At 73.5% G+C, this 15,210-nt stretch carries 7 protein-coding genes; 6 read left to right on the top strand and 1 reads right to left on the bottom strand.

The features are described 5' to 3' along the window. The first annotated feature begins 24 nt into the window (after positions 1-24). The 5 genes from ACWGH1_RS30435 (at position 25) to ACWGH1_RS30415 (ending at position 13,093) form a co-directional block, all read left to right on the top strand. Positions 25-6,807 carry an SDR family NAD(P)-dependent oxidoreductase gene (locus ACWGH1_RS30435; protein ID WP_453409193.1) on the top strand — a complete coding sequence of 2,261 codons (6,783 nt, stop codon included), beginning with the start codon at positions 25-27 and terminating at the stop codon, positions 6,805-6,807. 61 nt (positions 6,808-6,868) lie between these two features. Then, positions 6,869-8,488, top strand: coding sequence for an AMP-binding protein (locus ACWGH1_RS30430; protein ID WP_453355040.1), 1,620 nt, complete (start codon positions 6,869-6,871; stop codon positions 8,486-8,488). Positions 8,489-8,628: 140 nt separating this feature from the next. Further along, the gene (locus tag ACWGH1_RS30425; protein WP_453409192.1) at positions 8,629-10,236 is read left to right on the top strand and encodes an MFS transporter; all 1,608 of its coding nucleotides are present in this window, start codon (positions 8,629-8,631) and stop codon (positions 10,234-10,236) included. A gap of 224 nt (positions 10,237-10,460) precedes the next feature. Next, positions 10,461-11,843: a KamA family radical SAM protein gene (locus tag ACWGH1_RS30420; protein ID WP_453356810.1), complete on the top strand. Its 1,383-nt coding sequence runs from the start codon at positions 10,461-10,463 to the stop codon at positions 11,841-11,843. Then, complete coding sequence (locus tag ACWGH1_RS30415) at positions 11,840-13,093, top strand: pyridoxal phosphate-dependent aminotransferase (RefSeq protein ID WP_453356809.1); 1,254 nt, start codon at positions 11,840-11,842, stop codon at positions 13,091-13,093. The genes ACWGH1_RS30420 and ACWGH1_RS30415 overlap by 4 nt, the downstream gene beginning before the upstream one ends. 88 nt (positions 13,094-13,181) lie before the next feature. Here ACWGH1_RS30415 and ACWGH1_RS30410 read toward each other — a convergent pair whose 3' ends face one another. Further along, a complete protein-coding gene (locus ACWGH1_RS30410; RefSeq protein ID WP_453409191.1) occupies positions 13,182-13,610 on the bottom strand; it encodes a phosphopantetheine-binding protein in 429 nt (142 codons plus the stop codon). Here ACWGH1_RS30410 and ACWGH1_RS30405 point away from each other — a divergent pair. Then, positions 13,581-15,185, top strand: coding sequence for an AMP-binding protein (locus tag ACWGH1_RS30405; protein ID WP_453409190.1), 1,605 nt, complete (start codon positions 13,581-13,583; stop codon positions 15,183-15,185). The genes ACWGH1_RS30410 and ACWGH1_RS30405 overlap by 30 nt on opposite strands. Positions 15,186-15,210: the final 25 nt, after the last annotated feature.

Below are 15,210 nucleotides of genomic sequence, written 5' to 3'. Positions count from 1 at the left end.
ATGTTCTCCTCGGCCGGTGGTCTGGTGCTGGCGGCCGGTCAGGGCAATTACGCGGCGGCGAACGTGTTCCTGGACGTGCTGGCTGCTCACCGGCGTGCGGAGGGTCTGCCGGCGACATCGATGGCCTTCGGCCTCTGGGGCGTCAACACCGGCATGACCACCATGCTCGACCTCGCCGAACAGCGCATGGCTGCCCAGGGGCTGCCCGCCCTCACCCAGGACGAGGGACTCGCCCTCTTCACTCTCTCCCTGAACTCGGGACTCCCCGCCGTGGTGCCCCTGCGCATCGACGCGAACGTCCTGCGCGGCCGGGCCGATGAGCTGCCCGCCCTGCTGCGGGGCATCGTGCGCGTCCCGGTACGCCGGGCCGCCCGGTCCTCGGACGGCGCCGACGGCCTGGCCGCCCGCCTCGCCGGCCTGGAGGCCGCCGACCGCAGCGCCGCCCTGCTCGACCTCGTACGGACCCAGGTCGCCGGCGTACTCGGACACGCCTCGGCCGACGCGATCGAGCCGGAGCGGGCGTTCAGCGAGCTGGGCTTCGACTCCCTGGCCGCGGTCGAGCTGCGCAACCGGCTCGGCTCCGCGACCGGGCTGCGGCTGCCCGCCACGCTGATCTTCGACTACCCGACCGCCCGGGCCGTCGCCGACCACATCGGTACCGAGGTCGCCGGCTCCGCCCGCACCGCCCCCGCGCCCGCCCGCGCCCTCTCCTCCGCCGGCGGAGCGGACGCGGACGATCCGATCGTCATCGTCGGCATGGGGTGCCGCTACCCGGGCGGTGTGACCACCCCCGAGGAGCTGTGGAAGCTGGTGGCGGAGGGGGTCGACGCGATCGGCGGGTTCCCCGCCGACCGGGGCTGGGATCCGGAGGTCTACGACCCGGAGCCCGGCGCGCCCGGCCGTACGTACGCCCGGGAAGGCGGATTCCTCTACGACGCCGCCGAGTTCGACCCGGTCTTCTTCGACATCAGCCCCAACGAGGCGCTGATGATGGACCCGCAGCAGCGGCTGCTGCTGGAAGTGTCCTGGGAGGCCATCGAGCGGGCCGGCATCGACCCCACCACCCTCAAGGGCGGGGCGACGGGCATGTTCGCCGGCGTCATGTACCACGACTACGCGCTCGGGGTGGAGGCCGCGGCCAGCAGCGGCGGCAGCCTCGTCTCCGGCCGCACGTCGTACACCCTCGGCCTCGAAGGACCGTCGGTCACCGTCGACACCGCCTGCTCGTCGTCGCTGGTCGCCCTGCACCTGGCCGCCCAGGCCCTGCGGTCCGGGGAGTGCGACCTCGCGCTCGCCGGCGGTGTGGCCGTCATGGGCACCCCCGGCATGTTCGTCGAGTTCAGCCGGCAGCGCGGGCTCGCCCCCGACGGCCGGTCCAAGTCCTTCGCAGCCTCGGCCGACGGGGTCGCCTGGGGTGAGGGCGCGGGCGTGCTGCTGCTGGAGCGGCTGTCCGACGCGCGCCGCAACGGCCACCCGGTCGTCGCCGTCGTCCGCGGCTCCGCGCTCAACCAGGACGGTGCCAGCAACGGCCTGACCGCCCCGAACGGCCCCTCGCAGCAGCGGGTCATCCGCCAGGCGCTGGCGAACGCCGGACTCGCCCCGGCGGAGGTCGACGCGGTCGAGGCGCACGGCACCGGAACCACCCTCGGCGACCCCATCGAGGCGCAGGCACTGCTGGCCACCTACGGCCAGGACCGGCCCGCGGACCGGCCGCTGTGGCTGGGCTCCATCAAGTCCAACATGGGGCACACGCAGGCGTCGGCCGGCGTCGCCGGAATCATCAAGATGGTCATGGCGATGCGCCACGGCCTCCTGCCCAAGACCCTGCACGTGGACGCGCCCTCGGACCAGGTGGACTGGGAGGCGGGCCGGGTGGAGCTGCTGACCGAGGCGCGCCCGTGGGAGGCCGCGGACCGGCCCCGCCGGGCAGCCGTCTCCTCGTTCGGCATCAGTGGCACCAACGCCCACGTGATCGTCGAGGAAGCCCCTGCGGCACCGGACGAGTCCGCTGACCGGTCCGAACTGCCCGCCACGCCGTGGGTGCTGTCGGCGAAGTCCCCGCAGGCGCTGGCCGCTCAGGCGGAGCGTCTGCTGGAGCGGGTCTCCGCCGGGCCGGACACCGACGCGGCGGACATCGGGCTCTCCCTGACCACGTCGCGGACCACGTTCGCCCACCGGGCCGTGGTCGTGGGCACCGAACGCGCGGAGCTGCTGCGCGGCCTGACCGCGCTGGCCCAGGGCCGCAACGCACCCGCGGTCGTACGGGACCAGGCACGCCGGAGCGGCAAGACGGCGTTCCTGTTCACGGGGCAGGGTGCGCAGCGCCTCGGGATGGGGCGTGGGCTGTACGAGGCGTTCCCGGTGTTCGCGGCGGCGTTCGACGCGGTGTGTGTCGAGGTCGACCGGCAGCTGGGGCGGTCGTTGCGTGAGGTGGTGTGGGGTGAGGATGCGGAGGCGCTGAACGCCACCGCGATCACCCAGCCCGCACTGTTCGCGCTTGAGGTGGCCTTGTTCCGGCTGGTGGAGGCGTGGGGTGTGACGCCCGACGTCGTTGCCGGGCATTCGATCGGTGAGCTGGCCGCCGCGCACGTCGCCGGTGTGCTGTCGCTCGCGGATGCGGCCGAACTGGTCGTCGCACGAGGACAGTTGATGCAGGCGCTGCCTGCCGGGGGCGCGATGCTCGCGGTGCAGGCGACGGAGGACGAGGTGCTGGCGTACCTCACCGACGGCGTGTCCGTCGCGGCGGTCAACGGCCCGGACTCGGTCGTCGTATCGGGTGTGGAGGCCGCCGTGCTGGCGGTGGGGGAGCACTTCACGGCTGCCGGCCGCAAGACCAGCCGGCTCGCGGTTTCGCACGCCTTCCACTCGGCGTTGATGGACCCGATGCTGGACGAGTTCGGCGCGGTAGCGGCCCGGTTGACGTACTCCGCTCCGCGGATACCGGTGGTCTCCACCGTCACCGGTGAGCTGTCCGAGGCCTGGCAGTCCCCGGAGTACTGGGTCGGCCAGGTCCGGGAGGCGGTCAGGTTCGCCGACGCCGTACGGACCCTGGAGCAGCAGGGCGCCACCCGGTTCCTGGAGATCGGCCCCGGCGGGGTCCTCACCGGCCTCGCCCAGCAGAGCCTCAGCACGGACCGTGCCCTCTCGGCGGCGGCCCTGCGCAAGGACCGCGGTGAACCCGAGTCGCTGGTCACGGCCCTCGCACAGCTCCACGTGGACGGCGTGCCCGTCGACTGGGCGGCCTACTACGCCGGCCGCGGCGCCCGCCGCGTCGAGCTGCCCACGTACGCCTTCCAGCGCAGCCGCTACTGGGTCGACGCCGCCAAGCCCGCCACCGGTGCCGTCGCGGTCGGCCAGGTGGCCCTGCACCACCCGCTGCTGGCCGCCGTCCTGGCCGCCCCGGATTCCGAAGCGGTGACCTTCACCGCCCGCATCTCACCGGACGCGCAGCCCTGGGTGGCCGACCACGCCGTCCACGGCAGCGTCCTCCTCCCCGGTACCGGCTTCGTGGAGCTCGCGCTCCAGGCCGGCGACCACGTCGGGTGCGCGCAGCTGGAGGAACTCACCCTCCAGGCACCGCTCGTCCTCCCCGAACGCGGGGGCGTCGCCGTGCAGGTCGTCGTCGGGGAACCCGACGACCGGGCCAGGCGGCCCGTTCAGATCTACTCGCACCCGGAGGACCGGCCCGACGAGCCGTGGACCCGGCACGCCGACGGCTTCCTCGCCCCGGCCGGCGCCGGGCCGGCCGGTGACGGCCCCGCCGTGTGGCCGCCCGTCGGCGCCGAGGAGCTGGACACCGAGCAGCTGTACGACCGGCTCGCGGAACGCGGCTTCGGCTACGGGCCGGTCTTCCGGGGCCTGACGGCCGCCTGGCGGCTCGGCGATGCCCTCTACGCCGAGATCGAGCTGCCCGAACAGGCGCACGCCGACGCCGGGCGGTTCGGACTCCACCCGGCGCTGCTCGACGCGTCGATGCACGCGCTCGGCTTCGGTGGTCTCGGCGCCGACGAGGACGGCGGGCAGGCCCTGCTCCCGTTCTCCTGGGCGGGCGTCACCCTGCACGCCGCGTCCGCGACCGCCGTACGGGTCCGGCTCGCCCCCGTCGAGGGGCAGCGCAACGCCGTACGCCTCGACCTCACCGACCCGGCGGGCGGGCCCGTGGCCTCCGTCGCCGCCCTGCTGCTGCGGCCGGTGGCCGCCGGGCAGCTGGGCGCCGGCGGGTTCCGGGACGCGCTGCTGGCCGTCGAATGGCAGCCGGTGCGGGGCGGGTCCGGGCCGCGCGGGCCGTGGACGATCGCGGGCCCGGGCCTGGAGGTCGCCGGGGTTCCGGTGGCCCCGGGGCTGGACGCGCTCGGCACGCAGGGCGCGGACGTACCGGACACCGTGCTGCTGCCGGTGCTCCCGGGTGGCCCGGGATCCGGCGCGGGGGCCGACGACGTCACCGCCGGGATGCGTACCGCAGTGCACACCGCCCTCGCCGCCGTCCAGCGGTGGCTCGTGGAGCCGGCGTTCGAGCACTCCAGGCTGGTCCTCGTCACCCGGGCCGCGGCGGCCGTCTCGGACGGCGACCCCGTCGACGTACGGCAGGCCCCGGTCTGGGGCCTGGTCCGCGCCGCGCAGGCGGAGAACCCCGGCAGGTTCGTCCTGCTGGACGTGGAGGGGACCGAGGTGTCCCCGAAGGCGCTGGCCGCGGCCCTCGCCACCGACGAGCCGGAACTGGCCGTCCGCCGGGACACGGTGCTCGCCCCGCGGCTCGCCCGGTCCGCCGCGGTGACCGCAGAGAGCCCCTGGGACGCCGACGGCACGGTCCTGATCACCGGCGGTACCGGAGGGCTCGGCGCCCTCGTCGCCCGGCACCTCGTCAGCGAGCACGGTGTCCGCCATCTGGTCCTCACCAGCCGGCGGGGTCCCGGCGCCCCCAACGCGGCGGGCCTGCGCGACGAACTCGCCGCGCTGGGGGCCGAGGTGGAGATCGCCGCCTGCGACGTCTCAGACCGCGCGGCGGTCGCCGCGCTGCTCGGCTCGATCGACCCGGCGCACCCCCTGCGCGGCGTCGTGCACGCGGCGGGCGTGGCGCACAACGGGCTGATCGGTGCGCTCACCCCCGAGCAGGTGGACCACGTCCTGCGGGCCAAGGCGGACGCCGCCTGGTACCTGCACGAGCTGACGGCCGGGCACGACCTGACCGCCTTCGCGCTGTTCTCCTCCGCCGGCGGCCTCGTCATGGCCGCCGGGCAGGGCAACTACGCGGCGGCCAACGTCTTCCTCGACGCCCTCGCCCAGCACCGCCGCTCCGCCGGCCTGGCCGCCACCTCGATGGCCTTCGGCCTGTGGGACACCGAGACGGGGCTGAGCCAGTGGCTCGGCGAGGCCGACCTCCAGCGCATGCGCCGTACCGGAACCCCCGCGCTCTCCGAGGAGGAGGGCCTGTGGCTCTTCGACGCGGCGGTCGCGGCCGACGCCCCGGCGCTCGTCCCGCTGCGGGTCGACACGGGCGCCCTGCGGGCCCGTACCGACGAGGTGCCGGCGCTGCTGCGGGGGCTCGCACCCACCGCCCGCCGCCGGGCCGGGGCGGCCGCCGCGGCCACCGACGCCGGAGCGCTGCGCGAGCGGCTGCGCGGTCTCGGCGAGGCCGACCGCGAGCGGACGGTGCTCGACGCCGTGCTCACCCACGCCGCCGAGGTGCTCGGACACGCCGATCCGAGCGCGGTGGACGCCGAAGCCGGCTTCCTGGAAGCCGGGTTCGACTCGCTCACCGCGGTGGAGCTGCGCAACCGGCTGAACGCCGCCTCCGGCCTGGCACTGCCGGCGATGGTCGTCTTCGACAGCAGGAACCCGCTCGAACTGGCCCGGCTGCTCGCCGCCCGGCTGGCGGCCGCGCAGGGCGAACCGGGACGGGCCGCCGCTTCGGCCGCCCCGTCCGACAGCCCGCTCGACGACACCCTGTACGGGCTGTTCCTCGACGCGATCACGTCGGGCAACCTCCAGCCCGGCCTGGCCATGCTGCGGTCGGTGGCCGCACTGCGGCCCTCCTTCGGCTCGGCCGCGGACCTCGCGGAACTGCCCGCGGCGGTGTCGTACGGCGCCCGCCACCTCCGGCCCGCCGAGGGCCCGCAGCCGCCCCGGCTGATCTGCCTGAGCACGCCGACCGTGGCCGGCGGTGTGCACCAGCACGCCCGGCTCGCGGCCCGTCTCTCGATGCCGGTGTCCGGTCTCCCCACCCCCGGGTTCGGGCGCGGCGAGTCGCTGCCGGAGTCCTTCGACGCGGCGGTCGACGTACTGGCCGAGGCCGTGCTGCGGGCCGCGGACGGTGAACCGTTCGCGCTGCTCGGCTTCTCCTCGGGCGGCCTGCTGGCCCATGCCACGGTGGCCCGGCTGGAGCGGACCCACGGGGTGCGGCCGGCCGGACTCGTCCTGCTGGACACGTACTACATGGGCGCGACCAACGACGCGCTCTTCGACCAGATGGCGTTCGCGGTCCCCGACAAGGCGGCCACGCTCGGCTCGTTCAGCAGTGCCGAGCTGTCCGCGATGGGCCGGTACGTGGAACTGCTGCCGCAGTTCCGGCAGGACCGGATCGAGGCGCCGGTGCTGTTCGTCCGGGCCGGCGACCTGTTCGCCCAGGCCGAGGACTCGGCCATCGCACAGGACGCGCCCGAAGCCGCCTGGCAGGCCGACTGGGAGGGCGCCGACACGGTGGCGACCGTCCCCGGCACCCACTTCACGATCGTCGAGCAGCACGTCGACACGACGGCACCCGTCATCGACCGGTGGCTGACGGAGCTCAAGGAGCGGATCTCCCGATGACCGTGCAGACGCCGCATGACCGTGCAGACGCCCCGAACTCCACGCGGGCGGAACCCAACCGATGACGAGCAGAGGTGACACGACGGTGACCCTGAGCACGGTGCGCCCGGCCGAGGTCCACGGACCGGCCGAGCGGATCCACGAGTTCATGCTGGCCGCGGCCAGGACCGCGCCGGACAGCCCGGCCGTCTGGGAGGCCGGCGACGACGGCACCTCCCGGGTGCTGACCTACCGGCAACTGGAGCGCCGGGCCCACGACTACGCCCTGACCCTGGACGCCCTCGGCCTGGACATCGCGGACCGCGTCGTCCTGGAGTCCGACAACTCCGCCTCGGCGGTGGCGATGCTGCTGGCCTGCTCGATGCTCGGGCTCACCTTCATCCCGGTGAGCCCGGAAGTGCCCACCGCCAGGCTGCTGGCGATCACCGCCACCGCCGAGCCGGCGCTGCACCTGCAGACCACGTCCGGCCGCCGGGAGGGGGTGCCCGACACCATCGGCACCGCCCGCTTCGGCCCCGACGGCGTGGTGGTCGAGCGTCCGCCCGCGCCGCGCGTGCGCCACCGGCGGGAGCCGGTCACCACCGACGCCGCCTACATGATCTTCACCTCGGGCACCACGGGGCGCCCCAAGGGCGTCGTCATGAGCCACCGAGGGGTCCTGTCCTTCTACCGCGGGATGCTCCGGCACGGCATCGTCACGGACCGGGACCGGCTGGCCAGCACTTCACCACTGCAGTTCGACTTCGCCCTGCTCGACATCGGCCTCGCGCTGGGATCCGGCGCGCAGCTGATCCCCGTACCGCGCGAGCTGATGCACTGGCCCCGCCGGCTGCTGCGCTTCCTCACCGACACCGGCGCCACCCAGGTCGACGGCGTCCCCTCCATCTGGCGGCCCGTGCTGCGCCACGAGGCCGGGGGGCTGGCCGCGCTGGCGGGCCAGGTGCGCGGTGTCCTGTTCTCCGGCGAGGCGTTCCCGCTGCCCGAACTGCGCCAGCTGCAGGCCCTGTTGCCCGACGCCCGGGTGGTGAACTGCTTCGGCCCCACCGAGGCGATGGCCTTCTCCCTCACCGACGTGCCGAACCCGCTGCCCGAGGGAGCCGACAGGCTCTCCATCGGCTTCGCCTACCCGGGCGCCGAGATGCTGCTGCTCGACGAGGAGGGCCGGCCCGTCGAGGAGCCGGGCGCGGTCGGGGAGATCCACCTGCGCGGACCCTCCCTCTTCACCGGCTACTGGGACGACCCCCAGGCCACCCGGGCCGCCCTGGTCCCCGACCCGCTCAACCCCCGCTCCGGTCAAGTGGTCTACAAGTCGAACGACTTGGCATACCGCGGCGAGAGTGGTGAGCTGTACTTCGTGGGCCGGTCCGACCTCCAGGTGAAGATCCGCGGCAACCGCGTGGAACTCGGCGAGATCGAACGCAGGCTCCTGGAGTTCCCCGGCGTCGAAGCGGCCGCGGCGGTCGTCCGGCCGCGCCCCGGCGAAGACCCGGAGCTGTACGCGTACGTCGTCCCCGCCCGCGGCTTCACCGCCGACCCCGTGGTGATCAGCGCGTTCTGCAAGCAGACGCTGCCCGAGTACATGGTGCCGCGCAAGGTCGCGCTGCTCCCCGGCCTTCCCCTCACCCCCAACGGCAAGACCGACCGCAGGGCGCTGGCGGAACTCGCCACCGCGAACGGCTGAAAACCCACCGCGACGACCCCTGTTCCGCCGTCCGCCCCACCCCTGTTTTCACCCCTGTTCCCGCCCTCACCCGGGCGCGCCCGGCCCTCCGGTCCGTTCACTGGTACACGCCCCCGTCACAAAAGCATTGGACAGTCCCCATGACCAGCTCCCTGAGCGAGAACGACCACGCCGGACCGGAGGCCAAAGCAGGCCGCAAGGAATGGATCGCCCTCGGCGTCCTGCTCCTGCCCGTGCTGCTCGTTTCCATGGACCTGACGGTTCTCTACTTCGCCATCCCCTCCATCAGCGAGGACCTGCGCCCCTCCGGCAGCGAACAGCTGTGGATGATCGACATCTACGGCTTCGTCCTGTCGGGCGTCCTGCTCACCATGGGCGCACTCGGCGACCGGATCGGCCGCCGCCGTCTCCTGCTCATCGGCGCCGTCGTGTTCGCGGCCGGCTCGCTGCTGGCCGCCTACGCCTCCAACCCCGAGATGGTGATCTCCGCCCGGGCCCTCCAGGGCATCGGCGGCGCGACCCTGATGCCCTCGACCCTCGCGCTGATCCGCAATCTGTTCCGCGACCAGACCCAGCGGCGCACCGCCGTCGCCGTGTGGTCCACCGGCATGGCCGCCGGCGCGGCTCTGGGCCCCGTGGTCAGCGGCGCCCTCCTCAACGGCTTCTGGTGGGGCTCCGTCTTCCTCATCAACGTCCCCGTGATGCTGCTCCTGCTGGTGTCGGCGCCGTTCCTGCTGCCCGAGTTCCGCGACGCCGCGGCCGGCAAGTTCGACCTCATCAGCGCCGCGCTCTCGCTGGCCGTCGTACTTCCGGTCATCTACGGCTTCAAGCGGATCGCCGTGGACGGGTTCTCCGTCCCCTACATCGCCGCCATCGTCGTCGGTCTGGCCCTCGCGCCGGTCTTCCTGCGCCGCCAGCGCACCAGCACCGACCCGATGGTCGACGTCGAACTGTTCCGCAACCGTGCCTTCGGCGCGTCGGTGACCGTCAACATGCTGGCCTGTTTCACCCTGGTCGGGTACTCGCTGTTCAGCACCCAGTACATGCAGTCGGTCCTCGGCATGAGCGCCCTGAAGTCCGCGCTGTGGACCATCCCCGGCACGCTCGCGGTCGGCGCCGTCGTCCCCGTCGCCACCGTCCTCGTGCGCACCGTCAAGCCCGCCCACATCATCGGCACCGGCTTCGCCATCGCCACCGTCGCCCTGCTCATGCTCACCCAGGTCCCGGCCGAGGACGGCCTGGTCCTCATCCTGATCGGCATCATCGCGCTCGCCGTCGGCCTCACCCCCGTCCTCACCCTGGTCACCGAGCTCGTCGTCGGCCAGGTGCCGCCGGAGCGCGCCGGCACGGCCTCCGCGCTGCTCCAGACCGGCCAGGAACTCGGCGGCGCCCTCGGTGTCGCCGTCCTGGGCAGCATCGGCGCCGCCGTCTACCGCAACAGCCCCGCGCTGGACGCCCCCGCCGGGGTGCCCGCCGACGCGCTGGACCCCGCCCGCGAAACCATCGGCGGCGCCCTCGCGGCCGCCGGCAAGCTCTCGGGAGACGCCTCCGCCCACCTCGTCGACGCGGCCCGTGCCGCGTTCACCAGCGAGGTGCACGCCGCGTCCGTCGCCGGGGCGATCGTGATGGCCGGCGCGGCGGTGTTCGCGGTGATCGGGCTGCGCGCCGTCCAGAACGACAACGCGCGCGCCGCCGAACTCGCCGCCGCGACCGCCGACGCCCACCAGCCGGGCGCCGGCGCGGCATAGCCGGGCCCTCGACCCCCCACCCGCCCGACAACCGCCCAGGACCCCGCCCCCGTGGTCCTGGGCGGTTCTTTTCGTGCCGCCCGGCCCCTGCCCCGCCCCGGCGGTCCGGAGGCCGCTATTAGGGGTCCGGTTGGGGGTCCCGTGGCCGAATCGGCTTCCTAGCATCGAACCGCGTTCGAGCACACGCTCGGAACTGCCAGGCACCAGGCTGGAGGAATATCCGCATGTCCCTGCTGGCAACCGATTCTGTCGGGACGGCGCGGTTCCGCGCGTACGGGCCGCGGCAGCTCGACGAGATCGCGGACCGTCACGGCCTGCCCGCCGACATCCGGGAGACCGTCCGGCTCGTGTCGATGGTGCTGCCCTTCCGGGTCAACGAGTACGTCCTTTCGCAGCTCATCGACTGGGACCGGATCCCGGACGACCCCATGTTCCAACTGGTCTTCCCGCAGAAGGGCATGCTCACCGAGCAGAACGAGCGCGACCTCGCGGCCCTCTCCGCGGACCCCGCCGCCAAGCCCGCCCTGCGGACGCTCGTCCAGCAGATCCGCGGCCGCCTCAACCCGCATCCCTCCGGACAGAAGGAGCTGAACGTCCCCACCCGGGACGGCGCCGAGATTCCCGGCCTCCAGCACAAGTACCGCGAGACGGTGCTCTACTTCCCGAGCCAGGGCCAGACCTGCCACTCGTACTGCACCTACTGCTTCCGCTGGGCCCAGTTCGTCGGCGACGCGGACCTGCGGTTCGCCGCGCCCGACCCGAGCGGGCTGATCTCCTACCTGGGGGACCACCCCGACGCCGGCGACGTACTGGTGACCGGCGGCGACCCCATGGTGATGTCCACCGAGCGGCTCCGCACGCACCTGGAGCCGCTGCTGGCGGTCGACACCGTGCGCACCGTGCGGATCGGCACCAAGTCCGTCGCCTACTGGCCGCAGCGCTTCGTCACCGACCCGGACGCCGACGACGTGCTGCGCCTGTTCGAGCAGGTCGTCGCCTCCGGGCGGAACCTCGCCGTCATGGCGCATTTCAGCCACCCCCGCGAGCTGGCCACCGACCTCGCCCGGCAGGCCGTCGCCCGGATCAAGTCCACCGGCGCCCTCGTCTACTGCCAGGCTCCGCTGATCGCCCGGGTCAACGACGACGCGGACGTCTGGAGCGAGATGTGGCGGGCGGAGCTCGCCCTCGGAGCCGTCCCCTACTACATGTTCGTCGAGCGGGACACCGGCCCGTACGACTACTTCCGCGTCCCGCTCGCCCGGGCCGCCGAGATCTTCCGCGGCGCCTACCGGACCCTGCCCGGCCTGGCCCGTACGGTCCGCGGCCCGGTGATGTCGGCGACGCCCGGCAAGGTGGCCGTGGACGGGGTCGTCGAGACCGCCGAGGGCCGCTTCTTCCAGCTGCACATGGTCCAGGCCCGCGAACCCGCCCTGGTCGGCCGGCCGTTCCTCGCGCACTACGACCCGGACGCCGCCTGGCTGGACGAGCTGCGGCTGGACCGCTCCGTCCCGGCCGACATCGCGCGCGCGATCGCCGGCCCGGCGTGGACGGCCGAGCCCGAACTCTTCGGGACGCGGACCGTCGCCCCGGTGGGGAGCCCCGCATGAACGACATGAGGATGTCGCCGAACCTGGCGCTGAACCAGCTCGTGGCGCAGCGCCGGGCGGCGGGGGAGTCGCTGGTGCACCTGGGGTTCGGCGAGTCGCGGCTGCCGCCGTTCCCGCCGCTGATGGCACGCCTCGCGGCGGGCGCCACCCGCAACGCCTACGGTCCGGTGGCCGGTTCGCCGGAGGTCCGGGCGGCCGTCGCCGGCTACTTCGGCCGGCGGCGCATCCCCACCGAGGCCGACCAGATCGTGGTCGCCCCGGGCAGCAAGCCGCTGCTGATGGCCCTCAATCTGGTGGTCCCCGGCGACGTGCTGCTGCCCCGGCCGGCCTGGAACACGTACGCCCCCCAGGCCCGGCTGGCCGGCAAACACCCGATCGCCGTCGCCATTCCCGAGGAATGCGGCGGGGTGCCCGATCCGGCCGCCCTGCGCGAGAGCATCACCGCGGCGCGGGTGCTGGGCCGCGACCCGCGCGTCCTGGTCCTGACCCTGCCGGACAACCCGACCGGCACCCTGGCGCCGCCCGCGCTGATCCGCGAACTGTGCGCGATCGCCGAGGAGGAGGGCCTGCTGATCGTCTCGGACGAGATCTACCGGGACGTCGTGCACGACCGCGCCACCGAGTTCCTCAGCCCCGCCGAAGTGGCCCCCGGCAGTACGGTCGTCGTCACCGGGCTGAGCAAGAGCCTGGCCCTGGGCGGCTGGCGCATCGGCGCTGCCCGCTTCCCGCAGGGGCCCTGGGGGGAGTGGATCCGCTCCGGTGTGGTGTCGGTGGCGAGCGAGGTGTGGTCGACGCTGGCCGGACCGATGCAGTCGGTGGCCGAGTACGCCTTCGACGAGCCCGAGGACATCCGGGAGCGGCTGCGTTCCAGCGCCCGGCTGCACGGGGCCGTCGCCCGCGAGGTGCACCGCATCACGGTCGCGGCCGGCGCCCGCTGCCGGCCGCCCACCGGGGCGTTCTACGTCTACCCCGACTTCGAACCGGTCCGCGCGGAACTGGGCAAGTACGACGTGACCGACTCGCCGACGCTGGCCCGCCGGATGCTGGACCTCGGCATCGTGGTGCTCGCCGGACACCTGCTCGGCGACGAGGGGGAGGCGCTGCGGTTCAAGTGCGCCACCAGCATGCTGTACGGCGAAACCGTCGAAGAGCAGCAGCTCGCCCTCGACGCGCCCGATCCGCTGGCCCTGCCGCACATCGGATTACTCCTCGACCGGATCGAGGAGAGTTTCATGCGGCTGGTCCCCTGAACCCGTTCCGTCCGGCACAAATCCCGCACAAAGGGAAAGGCCCGGCTCGGATGTGCTCCGGGCCGGGCCTGGCGGGAAACGAAATCTGTCACGCGGCGGATTCTGTCTCGGTCATCAGGGTGCGCCACAGCACATCCGGACTGGCGAAATTCTCCAGTTTCAGGGCGTCGTCCAGGAAGCGGACGTCATAAGCGCTTTCCAGGGCGGCGAGCAGCTCGACCGTGCCCATGGAATCCAGGCCCAATTCACGGAGTTGGGCATCACCGGTCAGCTTTTCGCCCGGTGAGAGGTAGGGCAGGAACGGACGTACGACGGCCTCGAAAGCGCCGTCCCAGGTGTGATTCGCGAGTTCTGGCATACGGGAAATAATGCGGCGCCCACCGGTGCCTGTCAATGCGCCGTGGAAATGCGCGGACAATGGCACGGGCGCCCTCCCGGTTTTGTCCGACGAGAGCTTGCCGGTAATTCCGGCAAGGAGGAGCGGTAAATGGAACCATTGGCGCGGACCGCGCTGCACGCCCGTTTCCTGCGCGGTCTGGAGACATCGCCGCAGGGAGTCGCGGTACGGGTCGGGAAGGAGACCGTCGACTACACGACGGCCCACCGGCTGGCCCTGGCCTGGGCGGGCGCCCTGCTCGCCGCGCCCGGCGGCCCGCCGAAGGCCGTCGGCATCGTCGCCGGGCGCAGCGTGACCTCGTACGTGGCCGTCCTGGCGAGCCTGTACGCCGGGCTGCCCGCGGTGCCCCTGCTCGCCGGCTTCCCGGCCGGGAAGACCGCCTCGATGCTCGCGGCGGCGGAGGTCTCCGCGCTGATCGTCGACGAGGAGGGCGCGGCCCTGCTCGGTGCGGCGCGCGGCGCCCTGCCGGCCGAACTCGCCGGGCTCGCCGGACTCCCGGTCCTCGCACCGCACCTGGAGGCCGCCCGGGCGGGGGACCTGTCGGCCCTGGGGCTGCGGCCGGTGACCGCCGGACCGGACACGGCCCTCGACGCGCCGAGGTCCGCCGCTCCCGGGGACGTGGCCTACGTACTGTTCACCTCGGGGTCGACGGGCCGCCCCAAGGGCGTCCGGCTGACCCACGGCAACATGGCGCACTACTTCGCGCTGATGGACGACCGGTACGACTTCACCGCCGCCGACGTCTTCTCCCAGGCCGCCAACCTGAACTGGGACTCGGCCGTCTCCGATCTGTGGTGCGCCTGGGCGGCCGGCGCGCCGCTGGTCTCCGTGTCCCCGCACGCCTACCGCGACCTGCCCGGCTTCGTCGCCGAGCACGGCATCACCGTGTGGTTCTCCGCCCCCAGCGTGATCTCGCTGTCCCGCCGCACCGGCCGGCTGGTGCCGGGCAGCATGCCCTCGCTGCGCTGGACGTTCTTCGGCGGCGAGGCGCTCCAGTTCCAGGACACCGACGCCTGGCAGCAGGCGGCGCCCCACTCGGCGGTGATCAACGTCTACGGGCCCACCGAGATGACCATCACCACCCACCGCCACCGCTGGGACCCCGAGGAGTCCACCCGGCTCGGCGTCAACGGCGTGGTCCCACTCGGCCTGCTCCACGACGGCCACGCGGAACTCCTGCTCGACGAGCACGGCGAGCCCGCCGGTGAGGAGGGCGAACTGTGGCTCTCCGGGCCACAGTTGTCCGCCGGGTACCTCGACCCGGAGGACGGCCGCGGCAAGTACCTCCAGCGGGACGGGGCCCGCTGGTACCGCACCGGCGACCGCGTGCGCCGACTGGCCGGCGGCGAACTCGTCTACCTGGGCCGCACCGACTCGCAGGTGCAGGTGCAGGGCTACCGCGTCGAACTGGCCGAGGTGGAGCACGCGCTGCGCGCCGGCACACCGGTGACCGGCGCCGTGGTGGTCGGCGTACCCGTCGCCAACAGCACCGAACTCGTCACCTTCTACCTGGGCGAGGAGCGCTCGCCGCAGGAGTTCCTGCGCGACCTGGCCGGGCTGCTGCCCGCCCAGCTGATCCCGCGCCACTACCACCGGCTCACCGAGTTCCCGCTCAACACCAACAAGAAGACAGACCGGCTGGAGCTCACCGCACGGGCCGCCGCACTGCACGGCAAGCCCGTACCGGTCGGCTGAACCCGACCGGCCACCACCGAACCCG

It is taken from the genome of Streptomyces sp. NPDC054883 (assembly GCF_053610645.1).
This window is presented reverse-complemented; position numbering and strand designations above follow the sequence as displayed.

Excerpts from the sequence above, each read along its gene's own strand:
- ACWGH1_RS30430 (WP_453355040.1), top strand. The coding sequence starts at position 6,869 with ATGACGAGCAGAGGTGACACGACGGTGACCCTGAGCACGGTGCGCCCG.
- ACWGH1_RS30425 (WP_453409192.1), top strand. The coding sequence starts at position 8,629 with ATGACCAGCTCCCTGAGCGAGAACGACCACGCCGGACCGGAGGCCAAA.
- ACWGH1_RS30420 (WP_453356810.1), top strand. The coding sequence starts at position 10,461 with ATGTCCCTGCTGGCAACCGATTCTGTCGGGACGGCGCGGTTCCGCGCG.
- ACWGH1_RS30415 (WP_453356809.1), top strand. The coding sequence starts at position 11,840 with ATGAACGACATGAGGATGTCGCCGAACCTGGCGCTGAACCAGCTCGTG.
- ACWGH1_RS30405 (WP_453409190.1), top strand. The coding sequence starts at position 13,581 with ATGGAACCATTGGCGCGGACCGCGCTGCACGCCCGTTTCCTGCGCGGT.